Origin of the sequence: Kribbella caucasensis, from assembly GCF_004361855.1 — a bacterium.
GTDB lineage: Bacteria > Actinomycetota > Actinomycetes > Propionibacteriales > Kribbellaceae > Kribbella > Kribbella caucasensis.
In genome coordinates this window covers 177,077-192,517 of the sequence record NZ_SNWQ01000018.1, presented here as the reverse complement: position 1 = coordinate 192,517, position 15,441 = coordinate 177,077, and the positions used below count along the sequence as shown (strand labels likewise).

Annotated in this window: 16 protein-coding genes; 10 read left to right on the top strand and 6 right to left on the bottom strand. The window is 68.5% G+C overall.

The genetic code is table 11. The features are described from left to right. Nucleotides 1–67: 67 nt before the first annotated feature. Both EV643_RS31610 and lipA read right to left on the bottom strand, forming a co-directional pair. On the bottom strand, nt 68–763 hold the full coding sequence (locus EV643_RS31610; protein WP_133803835.1) for a DUF4191 domain-containing protein: 696 nt from the start codon (nt 761–763) through the stop codon (nt 68–70). A 37-nt stretch (nt 764–800) separates the two neighbouring features. Continuing rightward, nucleotides 801–1,745, bottom strand: coding sequence for a lipoyl synthase (gene lipA / locus EV643_RS31605; RefSeq protein WP_133803834.1), 945 nt, complete (start codon nt 1,743–1,745; stop codon nt 801–803). 56 nt (nt 1,746–1,801) lie between these two features. Here lipA and EV643_RS31600 point away from each other — a divergent pair, with 56 nt between their 5' ends. Further along, nucleotides 1,802–3,103, top strand: a complete 1,302-nt coding sequence (locus EV643_RS31600; protein ID WP_133803833.1) for a histidine kinase — start codon at nt 1,802–1,804, stop codon at nt 3,101–3,103. A gap of 13 nt (nt 3,104–3,116) precedes the next feature. Next, nucleotides 3,117–3,782 (top strand): response regulator, encoded by a 666-nt coding sequence (locus tag EV643_RS31595; RefSeq protein ID WP_133803860.1) that lies wholly within the window; start codon nt 3,117–3,119, stop codon nt 3,780–3,782. On the opposite strand, the gene EV643_RS31590 is transcribed toward EV643_RS31595, so the two are convergent. After that, on the bottom strand, nt 3,693–4,976 hold the full coding sequence (locus EV643_RS31590; protein ID WP_133803832.1) for a low temperature requirement protein A: 1,284 nt from the start codon (nt 4,974–4,976) through the stop codon (nt 3,693–3,695). The genes EV643_RS31595 and EV643_RS31590 overlap by 90 nt on opposite strands. Before the next feature lie 155 nt (nt 4,977–5,131). Here EV643_RS31590 and EV643_RS31585 point away from each other — a divergent pair, with 155 nt between their 5' ends. The 6 genes from EV643_RS31585 (at nt 5,132) to EV643_RS31560 (ending at nt 9,714) form a co-directional block, all read left to right on the top strand. After that, on the top strand, nt 5,132–5,866 hold the full coding sequence (locus EV643_RS31585; RefSeq protein WP_133803831.1) for an SDR family oxidoreductase: 735 nt from the start codon (nt 5,132–5,134) through the stop codon (nt 5,864–5,866). Further along, nucleotides 5,863–6,090 carry a hypothetical protein gene (locus EV643_RS31580; RefSeq protein WP_133803830.1) on the top strand — a complete coding sequence of 76 codons (228 nt, stop codon included), beginning with the start codon at nt 5,863–5,865 and terminating at the stop codon, nt 6,088–6,090. The genes EV643_RS31585 and EV643_RS31580 overlap by 4 nt, the downstream gene beginning before the upstream one ends. Further along, nucleotides 6,090–6,458 carry a sigma-70 family RNA polymerase sigma factor family protein gene (locus EV643_RS31575; protein ID WP_133803829.1) on the top strand — a complete coding sequence of 123 codons (369 nt, stop codon included), beginning with the start codon at nt 6,090–6,092 and terminating at the stop codon, nt 6,456–6,458. The genes EV643_RS31580 and EV643_RS31575 overlap by 1 nt, the downstream gene beginning before the upstream one ends. A gap of 131 nt (nt 6,459–6,589) precedes the next feature. After that, nucleotides 6,590–7,471 carry an ABC transporter ATP-binding protein gene (locus tag EV643_RS31570; RefSeq protein WP_202869843.1) on the top strand — a complete coding sequence of 294 codons (882 nt, stop codon included), beginning with the start codon at nt 6,590–6,592 and terminating at the stop codon, nt 7,469–7,471. Continuing rightward, nucleotides 7,468–8,640: an ABC transporter permease gene (locus EV643_RS31565; protein WP_133803827.1), complete on the top strand. Its 1,173-nt coding sequence runs from the start codon at nt 7,468–7,470 to the stop codon at nt 8,638–8,640. The genes EV643_RS31570 and EV643_RS31565 overlap by 4 nt, the downstream gene beginning before the upstream one ends. A gap of 108 nt (nt 8,641–8,748) precedes the next feature. Next, complete coding sequence (locus tag EV643_RS31560) at nt 8,749–9,714, top strand: LysR family transcriptional regulator (protein ID WP_133803826.1); 966 nt, start codon at nt 8,749–8,751, stop codon at nt 9,712–9,714. A 24-nt stretch (nt 9,715–9,738) separates the two neighbouring features. Here EV643_RS31560 and EV643_RS31555 read toward each other — a convergent pair whose 3' ends face one another. Both EV643_RS31555 and EV643_RS31550 read right to left on the bottom strand, forming a co-directional pair. Continuing rightward, nucleotides 9,739–10,806: a hypothetical protein gene (locus EV643_RS31555; RefSeq protein ID WP_133803825.1), complete on the bottom strand. Its 1,068-nt coding sequence runs from the start codon at nt 10,804–10,806 to the stop codon at nt 9,739–9,741. Between the two features lie 90 nt (nt 10,807–10,896). Continuing rightward, the gene (locus EV643_RS31550; protein WP_133803824.1) at nt 10,897–11,628 is read right to left on the bottom strand and encodes an arginase family protein; all 732 of its coding nucleotides are present in this window, start codon (nt 11,626–11,628) and stop codon (nt 10,897–10,899) included. Between the two features lie 106 nt (nt 11,629–11,734). Here EV643_RS31550 and EV643_RS31545 point away from each other — a divergent pair, with 106 nt between their 5' ends. After that, the gene (locus tag EV643_RS31545; RefSeq protein ID WP_133803823.1) at nt 11,735–12,628 is read left to right on the top strand and encodes a LysR family transcriptional regulator; all 894 of its coding nucleotides are present in this window, start codon (nt 11,735–11,737) and stop codon (nt 12,626–12,628) included. On the opposite strand, the gene lipB is transcribed toward EV643_RS31545, so the two are convergent. Continuing rightward, complete coding sequence (gene lipB / locus EV643_RS31540; RefSeq protein WP_133803822.1) at nt 12,610–13,323, bottom strand: lipoyl(octanoyl) transferase LipB; 714 nt, start codon at nt 13,321–13,323, stop codon at nt 12,610–12,612. The two genes, EV643_RS31545 and lipB, sit on opposite strands and share 19 nt — an antisense overlap. Before the next feature lie 121 nt (nt 13,324–13,444). Between lipB and EV643_RS46755 the strand changes: the two genes are divergently transcribed. Further along, nucleotides 13,445–15,277, top strand: coding sequence for a protein kinase domain-containing protein (locus EV643_RS46755; protein WP_133803821.1), 1,833 nt, complete (start codon nt 13,445–13,447; stop codon nt 15,275–15,277). Nucleotides 15,278–15,441: the final 164 nt, after the last annotated feature.

Genomic DNA, 15,441 nt, shown 5'->3' with positions numbered 1-15,441 from the left:
CGAACGAGGGGAACCTGCGTCGACGGGTCGCCCACAACCAGCGGCGGACCGGCGAAACGGCGTACTGTCAGCGGCCTTTCATGGCCTGGCGAGCGCCCTTGAGGCTGGTCGGGACCGGGCCCTTCGGCATCGGCACCTGCGGGCGGACGGCGTCGAGAGCCTTCAGCCGCTGCAGGAGGTCGGTGATCTCGGACGGCTGCAGCGCGGCGGGCAGCTTCATCACGTGCTTGGTCAGCTTGCGGATGTCGATCTCGCCCTCGCCCGAACCGGCCAGCACCTCGATCACCGGCGCGCCGCCGGCCACCCGGGCGTGCTTCTTGCGCTCGGCGGCGAGCAGGTTCTTCACCCGGCTCGGCTGGCCCTCGCCGACCAGGACGATGCCCGGCCGGCCGACCACCCGGTGCACGATGTCGGCGTTCTTGGTGACCGCGACGGCCGGCGTCACGTTCCAGCCGCGGCGTAGCGTCTGCAGCGCCGACGCGGCCGCGCCCGCCTGGCCCTCGATCTGGCTGTACGCCGCCTTCTCCACCCGGCGGCCGAACACGATCGTCGTCGCCAGGAACGCGAGCGCCACACCCAGCGGGATCCACACCAGCAGCGGCCCGACGAACCAGCCGAGCGCCACGAACACGGCGGCCACGCCGAGGAAGATCGCGGCGAGCAGCAGCCCGATCCGCGGGTCGGACTTCTTGGTCAGCTGGTACGCCGACCGGATCTGCTTCAGCCGGCTGGTCTTCTCGGCGGGGGCGTCGTTCTTGGCCATCTCTACCTTGTCCGTTTGTCTAGCTCGTCCGTGGGGTCTAGGCGTCTGTTGCCGCGGAGGTCATCCGCGACTCCACGGCCTGACGGTACAGCCGACCGGCCCGGTACGACGAACGCACCAGCGGACCGGACATGACTCCGACGAAACCGATGCCCTCGGCCTCGGCCTGCAGTTCCACGAACTCCTCCGGCCGGACCCACCGCTCCACGGGGTGGTGCCGCACCGAGGGGCGCAGGTACTGGGTGATGGTGATGATGTCGCAGCCGGCGTCGTGCAGGTCGCGGAGCGCCTGGCTGACCTCGTCCCGGGTCTCGCCCATGCCGAGGATCAGGTTCGACTTGGTGACCAGGCCGTAGTCGCGGGCCTGGGTGATCACGTCCAGGGAGCGCTCGTACCGGAAGCCCGGGCGGATCCGGCGGAAGATCCGCGGCACGGTCTCGACGTTGTGCGCGAACACCTCCGGCCGGGACGAGAACACCTCGGCCAGTTGCTCGGGGACCGCGTTGAAGTCGGGCGCGAGCATCTCGACCCCGGTGCCCGGGTTGAGCTCGTGGATCTGCCGGATCGTCTCGGCGTACAGCCATGCGCCGCCGTCGTCCAGGTCGTCGCGGGCGACGCCGGTGACGGTGGCGTAGCGCAGGCCCATGGTCCGGACGGACTCGGCCACGCGGCGCGGTTCGTCGCGGTCCAGCGCCTGCGGTTTGCCGGTGTCGATCTGGCAGAAGTCGCAGCGCCGGGTGCACTGGTCGCCGCCGATGAGGAAGGTGGCCTCGCGGTCCTCCCAGCACTCGAAGATGTTCGGGCAGCCGGCTTCCTGGCAGACCGTGTGCAACTTCTCCGATTTCACCAGCGACTGCAGCTTCTGGTACTCCGGGCCCATCTTCGCGCGTGTCTTGATCCACTCGGGTTTGCGCTCGATCGGGGTCTCCGCGTTGCGCACCTCGAGCCTGAGCAGTTTCCGTCCTTCTGGGGCGATCGTCACGCCCCCCAGAGTACGCGGGCTTCGACAGCAGTCATCAGGCCCTAGGCTGGTGAGCCATGTCCAGCCCTTGGCAGCGCCCGAGCCCCACCCAATCGGAGCAGCGGCGGGACATCATCCTCGGTCTGGTCATGGCCGTGGCCGGCGTGATCGGCACCGAGCTCGCCAAAGGCACCTCACCCGGCCCGGTCGAGATGGGCCTGGGCGGCGTCGAGGCGTACTTCCTCAGCGCGGCCATCGCGCTACCCCTGTGCTTCCGCCGCCGCTACCCCCTGACCGTGCTGCTCACTGTGTCCGTCCTGTTCGTCCTGGCCGGCGAGCGCACCCCGTTCGCCTTCGCCGGCAGCCTGGTCACCCAGGCGGCCCAGTTCATGGCGATCTACGCCGCCGTCGCCTGGTCGCGCGACCGCCGCCGGATGAAGATCGCCGTCGTCGTGGTGTTCGCCGGCATGTTCTGCTGGCTCTTCTACGGCTTCCTCAAGGCGTTGCGCGAGGACACCATCCAGGGTGCCGACCAGGGCGTGCTGTCGCCGTACGTGTCCTTCGTCATCCTCAACTTCGCCATCAACGTGCTCTATTTCTTCGGCGCCTACTTCTGGGGCCTCACCTCCTGGCGTGTCGCCAAGCAGCGGGATGAGCTGGAGCAACAGGCCGCCGAGCTCGCCGCCCAGCAGCAGGCGAACGCCCGGCGCGCGGTGATCGACGAACGTCTGCGGATCTCCCGTGAACTGCACGACGTCGTCGCCCACCACATCAGCAGCATCGGCGTTCAGGCCGGTGGCGCCCGCAGGGTGATGGAGACGGATCCGGACGCCGCCAAGAACGCCCTGAGCGTGATCGAGAACTCCAGCCGCACCGCGGTCAACGAGATGCGCCAGCTCCTCGGCATGCTCCGCGCCGCCGACCCGGATCTCGACCTCGACGGACCGGAGCTGAAGGAACCCCAAGCCGGTGCGGATCGGCTACCGGGTCTCGTCGCGTCGGTGTCCGGCGACCACTTGTCCGTCGGCTTCCACCAGATCGGCGCACCCGTCCCGCTGCCGGAAACGGTGTCCGTCTCGGTCTACCGGATCGCCCAGGAGGCGCTGACCAACGTACGCCGCCACTCCACCGCGCGCAGCGCTCACGTGACCCTGCGCTATCTCGGCGAGGCCGCGGTCGAGGTCGAGGTGATCGACGACGGCCGGCCGAAACACGCGCCGGTGGGGAGCCGTCTCGGCCATGTCGGGATCCGTGAGAGGGTCGGCCTGCTGGGCGGCGAGAGCGAGATCGGCCCGCGCCCGGTCGGCGGCTTCCGGGTCCGCGCCCGAATCCCACTGGCGCCTGCGACAAACCTCGTGAAGGAGAACAGCGGTGACTGACTCCGGTACGCCGATGCGCGTGCTGCTGGTGGACGACCAGGACCTGGTCCGGGCCGGATTCCGGATGATCCTGTCGGTCGAACCCGAGATCGAGGTCGTCGGGGAGGCGGCCGACGGCGAGAAGGCGGTCGAACTCGCCGAGCGGTTGCGGCCGGACGTCGTACTGATGGACGTCCAGATGCCCGGCCTGGACGGGATCGCGGCGACCCAGCGGATCGTCGCGGCGGACGCCGGCAAGGTCGTCATCCTGACCACGTTCGACCGCGACGACTACCTGTTCGAGTCGCTCGGCGCCGGGGCCAGCGGGTTCCTGCTGAAGAACACCGCGCCGGAGGACCTGGTCGAGGCGATCCAGGTGGTCCACTCCGGCCACGCCCTGCTCGCTCCCGAGGTGACCCGCCGGGTGATCAAGCGGTTCGCAGGCGGCGGCGAACGCGTCTACCGCCCGGACCTGGTCGCCGACCTGACCGACCGCGAACGCGAGGTCCTCGGCCTGATCGCCCGCGGCCTGACCAACACCGAGATCGCCACCAACCTCTTCGTCGGTGAGGCCACGGTCAAGACCCACGTCTCCCGCATCCTGCTCAAACTAGGTCTCCGTGACCGGGTCCAGGCCGTCGTCTTCGCCTACGAATGCGGCCTCGTCGTCCCCGGCGACGACCACCCCGGCAGCGGCTGATCCGGCCCGCGGCGCGACCGTGCCGATCACCAGCAGGACAGCGGCGGCCGCGATCGCCGCGATCACGCCGGCCACTCCGATCCACGACACCGCGAGCGGCAGCAGCCAGATGACGGCGACGGCGGTCAGGGTCGCCACCGGCCGGACGACCGGGTTCTCCACGATGGGCAGGTGCACGGCCCAGAGCAGCAGGATGAAACCTCCGGCCGGGATCGCCACGGCGTAGCAGATGGTCAAGGATGAAGCCGCGAGGTGATGGGTGGTCTGTTCGACAGCGACCTCGAGGCCGGCGCCGAGCGCGGCCAGGGCGGCGAAGATGCCGTAGTGGCCGTAGCCCCACAGATAGGAGCGATGCCGACGGTCGGCGAGGCCGTACCCGGACGGCTCCAGGAAGTAGAGCCACCAGAGGGCGAAGAGCAGGGTGAGTCCGGCCACGGCGATGACGACGAATGAGCCGCTGAGCTCCCCTACCTCGACGGCGGAGCGGACTCCGATCCCGGCCGCCAGCACGCTCTCGCCGAGCAGGATGATCGTGAACAGGCCGTAGCGCTCGGCGATGTGGTGTGGATGCCAGTTCGTGGTCTGGACCCGTTCGGCCCAGTGCGGTACGGCGAGTTCCAGAGCGGCCAGGCAAACGAAGAACAGCAGCAGACCCGGGGACGGCAGCACATCGGCCTCGGCGAGGACGTTCCGAAGGATCCAGCCCATCATGAGGATGGTCAGCCCCGCGGCGTAGCGCAGCGCCGTACGGCGGCGGTCCGGATCCTCGATCGCGGCGCGGAGCCAGAGCGTGACGAGACCGACCCGCATGATCAGGTAGCCGATGGTGATCACGCGGAAGTCGGAGTGGTCGGCCGCGGCCGGCACGCCTGCGGCGAGGACGAGCACGCCGGCCATCTGCAGCATGGTCAGGAGCCGGTAGAGCACGTCGTCGGTGTCGTAGGACGACGCGAACCAGGTGAAGTTCATCCAGGCCCACCAGATCGCGAAGAACACCAGCAGGAACGGAACCAGCCCGTCCCGGCCGTGGCCGTCGCCGATGGTGTGCGCGAGCTGGGCGGTGGCGGCGGCGATCGCGACCACGAAGGTCAGGTCGAACAGCAACTCGAGCTGGCTGGAGGCGCGATGCGGCTCGTCGATCGGCCGCGCGCGCATCCGGACCCGGATACGGATCGTGGAGCTTCCGTTGGGCATGGGCCGTCCTTTTGTCGTCGCCGTGGTCTCACAGAACAGACAGGACAGCGCCCCCGGTTGTGACGAATTTCGTGGCGGCGGTCACAAGTCGGGGTGCTGCTCTGTCATAGCTGGCGACCGGGCGACAGCGAACCCGGCGTACAGGAGGGCGTGTCATGAAGATCGTGGTCATCGGCGGTACCGGACTGATCGGGTCGAAGCTGGTGCGGAGGTTCGAGGCGCACGGGCACGAGGCGGTGGCGGCCTCCCCGAACACTGGCGTCAACACACTGACCGGCGAAGGCCTGGCCGAGGCACTGACTGGCGCGTCCGTGGTGGTCGACGTGTCGAACTCGCCGTCGTTCGAGGCCGCGGCCGTGATGGAGTTCTTCGAGACCTCGACCAGCAACCTGCTCGCCGCAGAGGCTGCCGCCGGCGTCGGGCATCACGTCGCGCTCTCGGTGGTGGGGACCGACCGGCTGCCGGAGAGCGGCTATTTCCAGGCGAAGATCGCGCAGGAGCAGCTGATCGAGAAGTCGTCGATTCCGTATTCACTGGTCCACGCGACCCAGTTCTTCGAGTTCGTCAAGGCCATCGCCGACAGCGCCACCGACGGTACGACGGTCCGGATGGCGCCGGTCCTGTTCCAGCCGATGGCCGGGGATGACGTTGCCGACGAGGTCGCCCGGGTCGCGATCGGCAAGCCGCTGAACGGCCGGGTCGACACCGCCGGACCGGAGCAGTACCGGATGGACGACTTCTTCCGTCAGGCCCTCGCGGACGACCAGCGCGAAGTGGTCACCGACGAGCATGCCCAGTACTTCGGCGCTGAGCTGACCGAGACCTCCCTGGTCCCCGAGGGCGAGGCGACCCTCGGCCGGATCCGGTACGAAGACTGGTCCAAGCAATGAGCACCCCATCGGACGAGCCGGCCTTCCTGCACCGGCTCGAGGGTGAGGTCGAAGTCGACCTGGACCTGATCGCATCGAGCCACCCGGACGAGGCAATGGACGAACCGGCGTCCGAATGGATGGTCGATCCGGCCGAAGTCCAGCGTGACGAGATCGGGCTGCGCAGCCTCCTCGGTGCGGTCGAATCACTGGAAGGTGACGCCCGCACCGACCCTGCTGGGTGATGAGACACGACCGACTCGTACGCCGGTTCGCCGCGGCCTGCGAGTCGGGTGATGCGCGCGTACTGGAGTCTCTCCTCGCAGCCGACGTGGTGCTCGTGAGCGACAGCGGCGGCTGGGCGCTCGCGCCGTTGCGGCCGGTTCACGGGTCCGCCGACGCCGCCCGGATCGTCGCGCACCTGCTTCGGCCAGGCGCCGAGCTCACCGTCGAATCCGTCAACGGCCGCTCCGGACTGGTCGTCCGCCGGGGCGGTCGTGCGGAGGCGGTGCTCGGTATGAGCGTGGCCGGCCGGCGTGTCAGCGAGCTGTGGATCGTCCTGAACCCGGACAAGCTGACCCGTTGGCACCAGCTCAGTCCTCCCCGCGGATGACGTTGCCGTTCACCCTGCGGACCGACGTACAACCGGTTTGTTCTGACTAGCGTTGGAACCACTCCCGAGCGGGAGTGATCGGGCGTTCGTCCGGTCCAGGGGGCCGAAGCAGTAGAGGAACGGTGAACGGGATGCTGAGCGTGGCTGGGCTGACCCGGCGGTTCGGTGATCACCTCGCCCTGGACGACGTGACGTTCGACGTCGTACCGGGCCGGATGACCGGATTCGTCGGGGCGAACGGGGCCGGCAAGACGACGACGATGCGGATCATCCTCGGCGTCCTGGCGGCGTCCAGCGGCGAGGTCAGCTGGCGGGGCGGCCCGCTGACCCAGGCGATCCGGCGCGACTTCGGTTACATGCCGGAGGAGCGCGGGCTGTACCCGAAGATGAAGATCCGCGACCAGTTGGTGTTCTTCGGCCGGCTGCATGGGCTGGACCCGATCCGGGCCGGTGAGCGGACCGACAAACTGCTCGAGCGGCTGTCGCTGTCGGAGCGCGCTGGTGACGTGCTCGAGACGCTGTCACTCGGAAACCAGCAGCGCGTTCAGATCGCCGCGGCCCTGGTGCACGAGCCGATCGCGCTGGTGCTGGACGAGCCGTTCAGCGGCCTCGATCCGCTCGCCGTCGACACGATGGTGGACCTGCTCCGCGAGGAGGTCACTCCCGAGGTGCCGGTGCTGTTCTCCAGTCACCAACTCGAACTGGTCGAGCGACTCTGCGACGACCTCGTGGTGCTGTCCCGGGGCAAGGTGGTTGCCGCGGGCCCCGTTGCCGAGTTGGCGGCCGGCCCGAGTTCGACGTACCGGCTGGTGGTCGACGGTGATGCGGGCTGGTTGCGCGACGTACCGGGGATCAGGGTGCGCGACGTGGCCGGCGCTGTGGCCCTGTTCGACGTTGAAGCTGCGGGACAGGAGCAGCGGATCCTGCAGCAGGCGATGAGCCGCGGTTCGGTGCTCGAGTTCGGGCCGGAGAAGGTGGCGTTGAGCGACGTGTTCCGGGAGGCGACCCGATGAGCGATCAGCAGAGCACGCTGCGGCACCCGTGGGAGCTGGTGGCGCACCGGGAGATCAGTACGAAGCTGCGGGACAAGACCTTCATCGGATCGACGGTGTTCATGCTGGTCCTGGTGCTGGCCGCGGTGATCATCCCGGCGCTGATCTCGGGTAACGGCGGTCCGGACAAGATCGCCGTACTGAACGACGCGGGCGCGAAGATCGTGCAGCAGGCGGACGCGATCAACGGCGACTTCGAATCGGTCCGGGTCGCGGATCGGACGTCCGCCGAGGAGGCCGTCACCGGGGGAGACGTGAAGGCCGCGCTGATTCCGGCCGACAACGGGTACGTCGTGCTCGGCGACGACCGGGTCGACAGCGACATCCAGAACAGCCTCCGCGAGGCCGTGGTCAACATCGGGATGGAGCAGAACGCGGCCGGCGCCGGGCTCACCCCGGAGGAGTTGCGGGCGAACACAGGTCTGCACGAGGAACTGCTCAACCCCGGTCCGCTGCCCGAGATCGTGGCCGAGTTCGTCAACATCGGCCTCGCGCTCGCCTTCTACATGACCGCGCTCGGCTTCGGCATGATGATCGCGCAGAGTGTGGTGCAGGAGAAGGAGAGCCGGGTGGTCGAGATCCTGGCCGCGGCCGTCCCGATCCGGGCGCTGCTGTGGGGCAAGGTGATCGGCAACACCGTGCTGGCGCTGGCCCAGATCCTGGTGATCGCGGGCGCTTCGCTGATCGGGCTGATGGTCACCGACCAGGCCGACATCCTCGGGGTGATCGCGCCGGTGGCCGGCTGGTTCGTGGTGTTCTTCGTGCTCGGGTTCGTCGCGCTGGCCGGGCTGTGGGCGGTGGCCGGGTCGCTGGCCACCCGGCAGGAGGATCTCGGCTCGACCACGTTGCCCGGGCAGATGATCCTGATGATCCCGTTCTTCTTCTCGGTGTTCGCGGGATCGTCGGCCAAGACGGTGGCGTCGTTCATCCCGATCGCGTCGTCGATGGCGATGCCCGGCCGGATGCTGACCGAGGACGTGCTGCTGTGGCAGCCGCTGGTGGCGATCGCGGTGTTGCTGGTGGCGACCGTGCTGATTGTCCGGCTCGGGGCCAGCTTGTACGAGCGGACGCTGTTGCAGACCGGCCGGCGGCTCGGCTACCGAGAGGCATTGGCGCTCAAGACGTCATGACTTATCGTCACAGCCAGGTGAGCGTTACATAAAATCTCCTGGCTGTGACGAAACCGCAACATGTGATCGCTGTGTGCTGTGCCCGCACCTCGACTACGGTCACAACGCATGAACGTCGAGCTGCGCCACCTGCGGGTGGTGGTCCTGGTGGCAGAAGCGGGGTCCGTCGGCCGGGCCGCCCGCTGGCTCAAGGTCAGCCAGCCGAGCCTGACCGCGCAGCTGAAACGGATCGAGTCCGCGTTCGGCGGTGAGCTCTTCGAACGCTCCCGCACCGGAGTCACCCCGACGGCCCTCGGCCGGTACGCCGTGGATCGGGCCCGCGCCATCCTCGTCGACGTCGACCACCTGTCCGCCACGGTGTCCGCGATGACGGCGGCGGAGTCGAGTGCGGTCCGGCTCGGCGGATTCCCGACCGCGCCGATGTCCGGGATCGCGAGCCGGTTGCGGGATCACGGGGAGATCGAGCAGGTCAGCATCGAGGTGGAGTGGGCGACCAGTGTGCTGCTCCAGCAGCTGGAGAACGGGCGACTCGACTTTGCCCTACTTCGTGAGTTCCCGGGGTTCGAGCTGCGGCTGCCGTCCGGGGTCGAGGCCCGCACGATCGTGGAGTCGGAATCCGCGTACGTCGTGATGTCGGCCGACCACCCGCTCGCGGTGGCGAGCCGGGCGCGCGGCGAGATCGACCTCGCCGATCTGCATGCCGAGGAGTGGATCGGTGAGCCGCCGGATGACAGCGGCTTCCACGTGTTGTTCCGGGCGGCTTGTGAACAGGCCGGGTTCAGTCCGAAGGTCGAGCACCATTCGGTGGACACGTCCGTGCTGATGGGATTCGTGACGTCGGGTCAGGGGATCGCGCTGATCTCGCCCACGTCGTACCGGATGCTTTCGAGCGATGTGACCACCCGGCGGCTCGTCGGCGACCCGATCCACCGGCGGATGTTGCTGGCGTGGAGCAAGGATTCACCGCGCGCGCAGATGGCCGCGGAGGTGTGTCAGATGGCGACGCACGCTTATGACGAAGCCTTCGCCGAACACGCCCGGCGGGGTCAGCACCAGCGCATGCACGTCGCCTGAGCTGCGGCCCCGTTTGCGGCTTGGTCAGGCTCCGGCGGGACGGAACTGCCCGGGAAGATCCACGATCCGCGGCGCCTGCGGGCGGTCGTCGGCGACGACCGGGTTCGGATTCTCGAACGCGCCGATGTGGAACTCGCCGGTGTCCTCGGGGTCGGGCCCGTCCATCCGCTCCCGATACTGCTGCCCCACCTCTTCCTTCTGGAACGGCTGCACCCGATCGTCAGGCACCTCCCGCGGCGGAGCAACCGGAGCCTGCGTGGGCTCCTCGGCGGCCTCGGCCGTGGGAGCTTCCTCCTCCTGCGCAGGTTCTTCGGCGGGCTCTTCGGTCGGCTCTTCGGTCGGCTCCTCGGTGGCGACGGCAACTGTTTCGTCGCGGTCCGGCGCCATCAGCTGGGTGTCCTCACCAGCATCGTTGCCCTCAGCATCGACCACTGCGGTCTGCTCGGCGGCGGCCGGCGCGGGAGCGAACTGCGTGGTCTGCTCCTCCGCCTGGATCCGCGGCCGGACCGGCTCCGGCTCCTCGTCGAACAGATCGTCGTAGCTGGTGTTCCCGAAGGTGCTGAACCGGTTCTCCGCAGTCGTCGGGTACTCACCACCCGCCTGGTAGTCACCGCCCGCCGCCGGGTATCCCGCGCCCGCGTCAGCTGCCTGCGCGGCTTCCTGCTCGCGCAGCTGCCGTTCCGCCTCGGCCCGCTCCCGCCGACGCCGTTGCACCGACTGGGTGATCAGCTGGATCGCGTACACCAGCGAGATCACCGCCAGGATCGGCACCACGCCGTTCAGCGTGTACTGCTTGACCCCGTCGATCATGCCCGTGGTGACCCCGGGGACGTCGTTGAGGAAGTTCGTCGTCCGGTTCGGGATCCAGTGCACCGCGTAGATCATCACCCCGAACGTCAGCGCCGCCCCGAGCGCTCCGGCGCCGGAGAAGTACGACACCACGGCCCAGAAGATCAGCGCTCCGATGCCATAGGCAAGCGCCATCTCCTTCGCGTTCAGCTCGATCCCGCCGTCAGCCGCCAGTACTCCGAACGCAGCCGGCCCCACCAGCGCCGCGACGACACCGAGAAGGAAACCAAGGAATTTGGACACATCCCCACCGTAGCGACGTTTCCCCCGCTCACCACGCCGACACTTCGCACAACCTTTACGTACGCCACCCCCGATTCTCGAACGCGCCTCCTACTGCCGGCAAAGCCGGACGAGTTCGGGGACGAGTTGGTTGAGCATCTCCTCGTCCTGGGGATCTGATGGCGCGTACTCCGTGATCGCGAGGCCGACGATCTCGTGCCGCGCGGCCAGCCCGGCGATCGCCTCGGTCAACGCGGTCGCGGACAGCCCGTCAGGTTCGGGGTAACCGACCGATTTGATGCCGTCCAGGACGTCCAGATCCACGTGGATATAGAGGACCGCGTCGTCGTCGATCGTGGACAGACCGCCGATGCCCGTCTGCCGGATGTAGTCGGCCTCGGCTGGATCCAGGCAACGTGTTCCGACCATGGCGATCTGGTCGGGGCGCAGTACGGGCGAACGCACCAGGTCGGGCGGTCCATCGCCTTGGAGGGTGCGAAGGATCATGCCGTGGAAGGCGCCAGACGGGGATGTGTCGGGGGAGTTCATGTCGCCGTGGGCGTCGAACCAGACGAGGTTCAGCCGATCGCCGTACCGGCGTACCGCGGCCGAGACTGGTTCGAGGTCGATGGCGCAGTCCCCGCCGACGGCGACGGTGAATCCGTCCTCGGGAAGCGCCAGCCGGACCTTCTCGGCGATCTCGGCGAGGCTGCCGACGGCGTCCACCCGGACATGGCGATCCGCCGGAATCATCGCGGCCAGTCGTGCGGCGCCTTCGACCAGTCTTGGCGCGGTTGGCGACAGCGACCCCTGCCACTGCGGGACCTCGACGACAGTCAGCATGGTGCCCTCCTCGATATCGACTCGGTTGTGGTCAATCGAGAGTCTGGCGTGATCCAATCAGCAACGTCCACTTAGCATTTCTCAGCTGATCTCTAAGGTTTCCTTGATGTTGGATCCCATCAGGCTCCGGCTGCTGCGCGAGTTCGCCGAGCACGGCACCATGACCGCTGTCGGTGAGGTCTGCCGCATGACGTCGTCGGCCGTCTCCCAGCAGCTCGCCACGTTGGAACGTGAGGCCAAGGTCCCGCTGTTCGAACGCACCGGACGCCGGGTGCGTCTGACGACGGAAGGCTGGCGCCTGGTCCGGCACGCGCACATCGTCCTCAACGCACTGGATGCCGCCGAAGCAGACCTCCATTCGGCGTCGACTCCCAGGGGTCCCGTGCGCGTGGCTACATTCGGTACGGCGGCCCTGCAACGCCTGCTGCCCGCGATCGCCGCCGCCAGAACCCGTCATCCGCAGCTGAACGTGATCCTCCATGAACTCGAACCCCACGAAGCGATCGACGTACTCCGCGCCGGCGACTGCGACCTCGCGATCACCTTCACCTACAACCTGATCCCCGAGGACCCACCGCCGGGAGTTTCCCGGCACCTCCTCGGCGTCGAGTCGATCCTGATCGCCCTCCCCGCCGACCACCCGGCCGCGACCGGAGACGTCGACCTACGACTCCTGCGCGAGGAACCCTGGATGGCCGGCTCCCAAGGCACCACGGACCACGAGATGCTCGACCGCGCCTGCGCCCTGGCCGGCTTCCACCCCAACGTCATCCACACAGCCGACGACTACGCGCTCGTCCTCCGCATGGTCCGCGAAGGCCTCGGCGCCGCCCTGGTCCCCGAAGTCGTCGCCACCCTGGGCGTCCCCGACGGCGTCGTCCTCCGCTCGATCACGGCAATCGAGATCACCCGAACCACCCACGCCCTGACCCGAACCCCAACCCCAGCCACCAACGCCCTACTCGAGCTGCTGGTTTCTGTTCAGACCGTCAGGCCGTAGGTGATCGTGCTGGGGGAGTCGTCGTGATCGATGTCCGGGGAACGTACATAGTCCTCCCAGGAAAGGAACCGCTCGAGGTGCCGTCGTACCGGGTCGAGTACCTCGCCGACGCTCACGTCGCGGCCGAGTTCCTTCGACAGCGTGGTCACGTCGGCATCCGAGATCCCACAGGGCACGATCCGGTCGAACCAGCCCAGATCGTTGCCGCAGTTCAGCGCGAACCCGTGCATGGTCACGCCCTGCGCGACCCGGATCCCGATCGCCGCGATCTTCCGCTCCCGCCCGCGGTCGTCGGCGGGCACCCACACCCCGCTGCGCCCCTTCACCCGCCCGGTCCGTACTCCGAGCTCGGCACAGACCGCGATCAACGCCTCCTCCAGCCGCCGGACGTAGTCCACGACGTACACATGTGAGGCCAGCTTCACGATCGGATAGCCGACCAGCTGTCCCGGACCGTGCCAGGTGATCTTCCCGCCCCGGTCGACGTCCACCACCGGCGTACCGTCCACCGGCCGCTCATGTGGCTCGGTCCGCTTGCCGGCCGTGTACACCGGCGGGTGCTCGAGCAGGATCACCGTGTCCGACTCGGTGCCCTCGGCAACGGACGTGTGCAGCCGTCGCTGCTGGGCCCACGCCGCCTCGTAGTCCACCGCACCCGCGCCGAACCCGGCCTCCACAAACCTGATAGCCCTCACGCCAACGAGTGTATGCCTCCCGCTCTCGCCCCAGTTCTCGCTATCCACAGCCCACGCGCAGCCCTAATGTGCTGTGGATAACTTCCGGGCCGCCGGGCGCGATTGGTGCAACCTCTTTGACATGGCACTCGAAGACATCGCCGGCTACAGCCTGCGCCGGAGGCTCGGGGCCGGATCGGTCGGCACTGTCTGGCTGGTCCGCGACCTCGCCTCCGGCCGGCACGCCGTGCTCAAACGCATCCCCGTCACCGCGATCCCGTCCGCAGAGGAGTTCCACCATGACCTCACCCTCGCCCAGAGCATCAACCACCCGCACGTCGCCCGCCTGCTCGAGATCCGCCAGACCGACACCGACTGGCTCCTCTTCAGCCAGTACGTCGCCGCCGGCACCCTGACCAGCCTCCTTCAACGCCGAGGCGACCTACTCCTCGGCGAACTAGTCACCTTGGTCAGCCCCCTCGCCCAAGCCCTGAGCGTGCTACATCACATCGGCCTGACCCACGGCCGTCTAGCCCCCGACAACATCATGTTCGACGCCGACGGCCGCCCCGTCATCACCGACCCCGGCCTCCGCTGCACAGCCCCACCCAGCACCCCCGCCGACGACCTAACCGTCCTGGCTCAACTAACCCGCCTGGCCGGGGGAGACCCCACCACGTTCCGCGACACTCTCTTCACCACCGACCCCCACACCCTCGCCCAATCAGTCCTCCGCCTATCCCCACCCACCGCCCTAAACCTAGGCATAGAACCAGACCCCACCCCACCGACAACTCCGCCCACCCCCACAACCCAAACCCCGCCCTCGACCCCGACCACCTCATCGCCAGCCGCGCACTCTTCGGCAACGCCGACCTCATCCCGATCTCCATCCCCTTCCCCGACCTCGTTGGGCCGGACCGACCCGTCCACGCCGGAACCCCCGGTTGCGCCAGACCCCACCCCGATCAACCTCACCGCCCGTCGCCTCCCAGCCCGTCGCAAACCGCCATCCACCCACGCAGACCTGGCCCGCCGCCCCTTCCCCGTCCCGCCGACCCCCACCGGCCCCACCACTCCATCCGCTGACTCCAACCCACCCCACCCCGGATCCGCCGCCGCGGCCCCACACCCAAAGGCGTCCGATGAGCCCCCGACCTCCCACCCCCATCCCACCGCTGCTCATCCACCGGCACTCAAACCCGCCCCCACAAGCCGATCCCGCAACCCCAAGGCTCGCCGCCGAGCCCGCCCCCGAACACGCCCGACCCCACGCACCAACCGCAACCCCCGCCGAACCACCACCCGCCGCCTCGGCCACATCCTCGCCACGGCAAAGGGCAACCCTCACCCAACCCGCAAGGCCTACGGCATCCTCGCCATCGGCGCCCTCACCGCCATCGCCGTACTGGTCCTAGGCCTGATCACAATCGGCATCCTCACCACCCCCACCAGCGCCCCCGCCGCCACCGCGGCCAACCCCACAACCCCCAACCCCACAACCCCCAACCCCACACCGCCAACCAGCAGCCCCACCGCGCCAACCACATCCCCAAGTGCTGTTGCCAACAGCAACAAGCCCGCCGACTGGCTGCACCTGCTCCAGTCCCTTGACCAACACCGAGCGCAAGCCTTCTGGACCCTCAACCCCACCGACCTGGACGCCATCTACCAACCCGGCAGCCAACCATGGACCGCCGATCGAACCCTCCTCGCCACCTACCAGGCCCAACACGTCCGAATCCAAGGCCTACGCATGCAGATCCACCACCTCACCGTCGAACAGTCCACCCCCACCAAGGTCACCCTCCGCATCACCGACCGCCTGATCGCCGGCACAGCTGTAGACCCAACCGGCCACCGCACCTCCTTCCCACCCGGCACCCCCACCACCCGCCGAATCACCCTCACCCCAGCACCCCCAACCCAAAACCCACCCCAAACCTGGCGAATCACCACCATCACCAAGGCCTGACCACATCCACGAACCGCGGGTCTACCCGCTCACGGGTTGCCTCACCACCAGCAACCCGCTGCGCCGACAGCCCGCCACACACCCACCATCGGTCCAACCATCCGCCAGCAGCACCGGGGGGCCCAACCCCGCCGGTTCGAGAGGGTGCCGTCCACCCACGACCT

What these genes read in the sequence shown, in the direction of transcription:
- EV643_RS31595 (WP_133803860.1), top strand. Translation starts at nt 3,117, where the DNA reads ATGCGCGTGCTGCTGGTGGACGACCAGGACCTGGTCCGGGCCGGATTC.
- EV643_RS31610 (WP_133803835.1), bottom strand. Translation starts at nt 763, where the DNA reads ATGGCCAAGAACGACGCCCCCGCCGAGAAGACCAGCCGGCTGAAGCAG.
- EV643_RS31570 (WP_202869843.1), top strand. Translation starts at nt 6,590, where the DNA reads ATGCTGAGCGTGGCTGGGCTGACCCGGCGGTTCGGTGATCACCTCGCC.
- EV643_RS31545 (WP_133803823.1), top strand. Translation starts at nt 11,735, where the DNA reads ATGTTGGATCCCATCAGGCTCCGGCTGCTGCGCGAGTTCGCCGAGCAC.
- EV643_RS31560 (WP_133803826.1), top strand. Translation starts at nt 8,749, where the DNA reads ATGAACGTCGAGCTGCGCCACCTGCGGGTGGTGGTCCTGGTGGCAGAA.
- EV643_RS31575 (WP_133803829.1), top strand. Translation starts at nt 6,090, where the DNA reads ATGAGACACGACCGACTCGTACGCCGGTTCGCCGCGGCCTGCGAGTCG.
- EV643_RS31600 (WP_133803833.1), top strand. Translation starts at nt 1,802, where the DNA reads ATGTCCAGCCCTTGGCAGCGCCCGAGCCCCACCCAATCGGAGCAGCGG.
- EV643_RS31550 (WP_133803824.1), bottom strand. Translation starts at nt 11,628, where the DNA reads ATGCTGACTGTCGTCGAGGTCCCGCAGTGGCAGGGGTCGCTGTCGCCA.
- EV643_RS31565 (WP_133803827.1), top strand. Translation starts at nt 7,468, where the DNA reads ATGAGCGATCAGCAGAGCACGCTGCGGCACCCGTGGGAGCTGGTGGCG.
- EV643_RS46755 (WP_133803821.1), top strand. Translation starts at nt 13,445, where the DNA reads ATGGCACTCGAAGACATCGCCGGCTACAGCCTGCGCCGGAGGCTCGGG.
- EV643_RS31590 (WP_133803832.1), bottom strand. Translation starts at nt 4,976, where the DNA reads ATGCCCAACGGAAGCTCCACGATCCGTATCCGGGTCCGGATGCGCGCG.
- EV643_RS31585 (WP_133803831.1), top strand. Translation starts at nt 5,132, where the DNA reads ATGAAGATCGTGGTCATCGGCGGTACCGGACTGATCGGGTCGAAGCTG.
- EV643_RS31580 (WP_133803830.1), top strand. Translation starts at nt 5,863, where the DNA reads ATGAGCACCCCATCGGACGAGCCGGCCTTCCTGCACCGGCTCGAGGGT.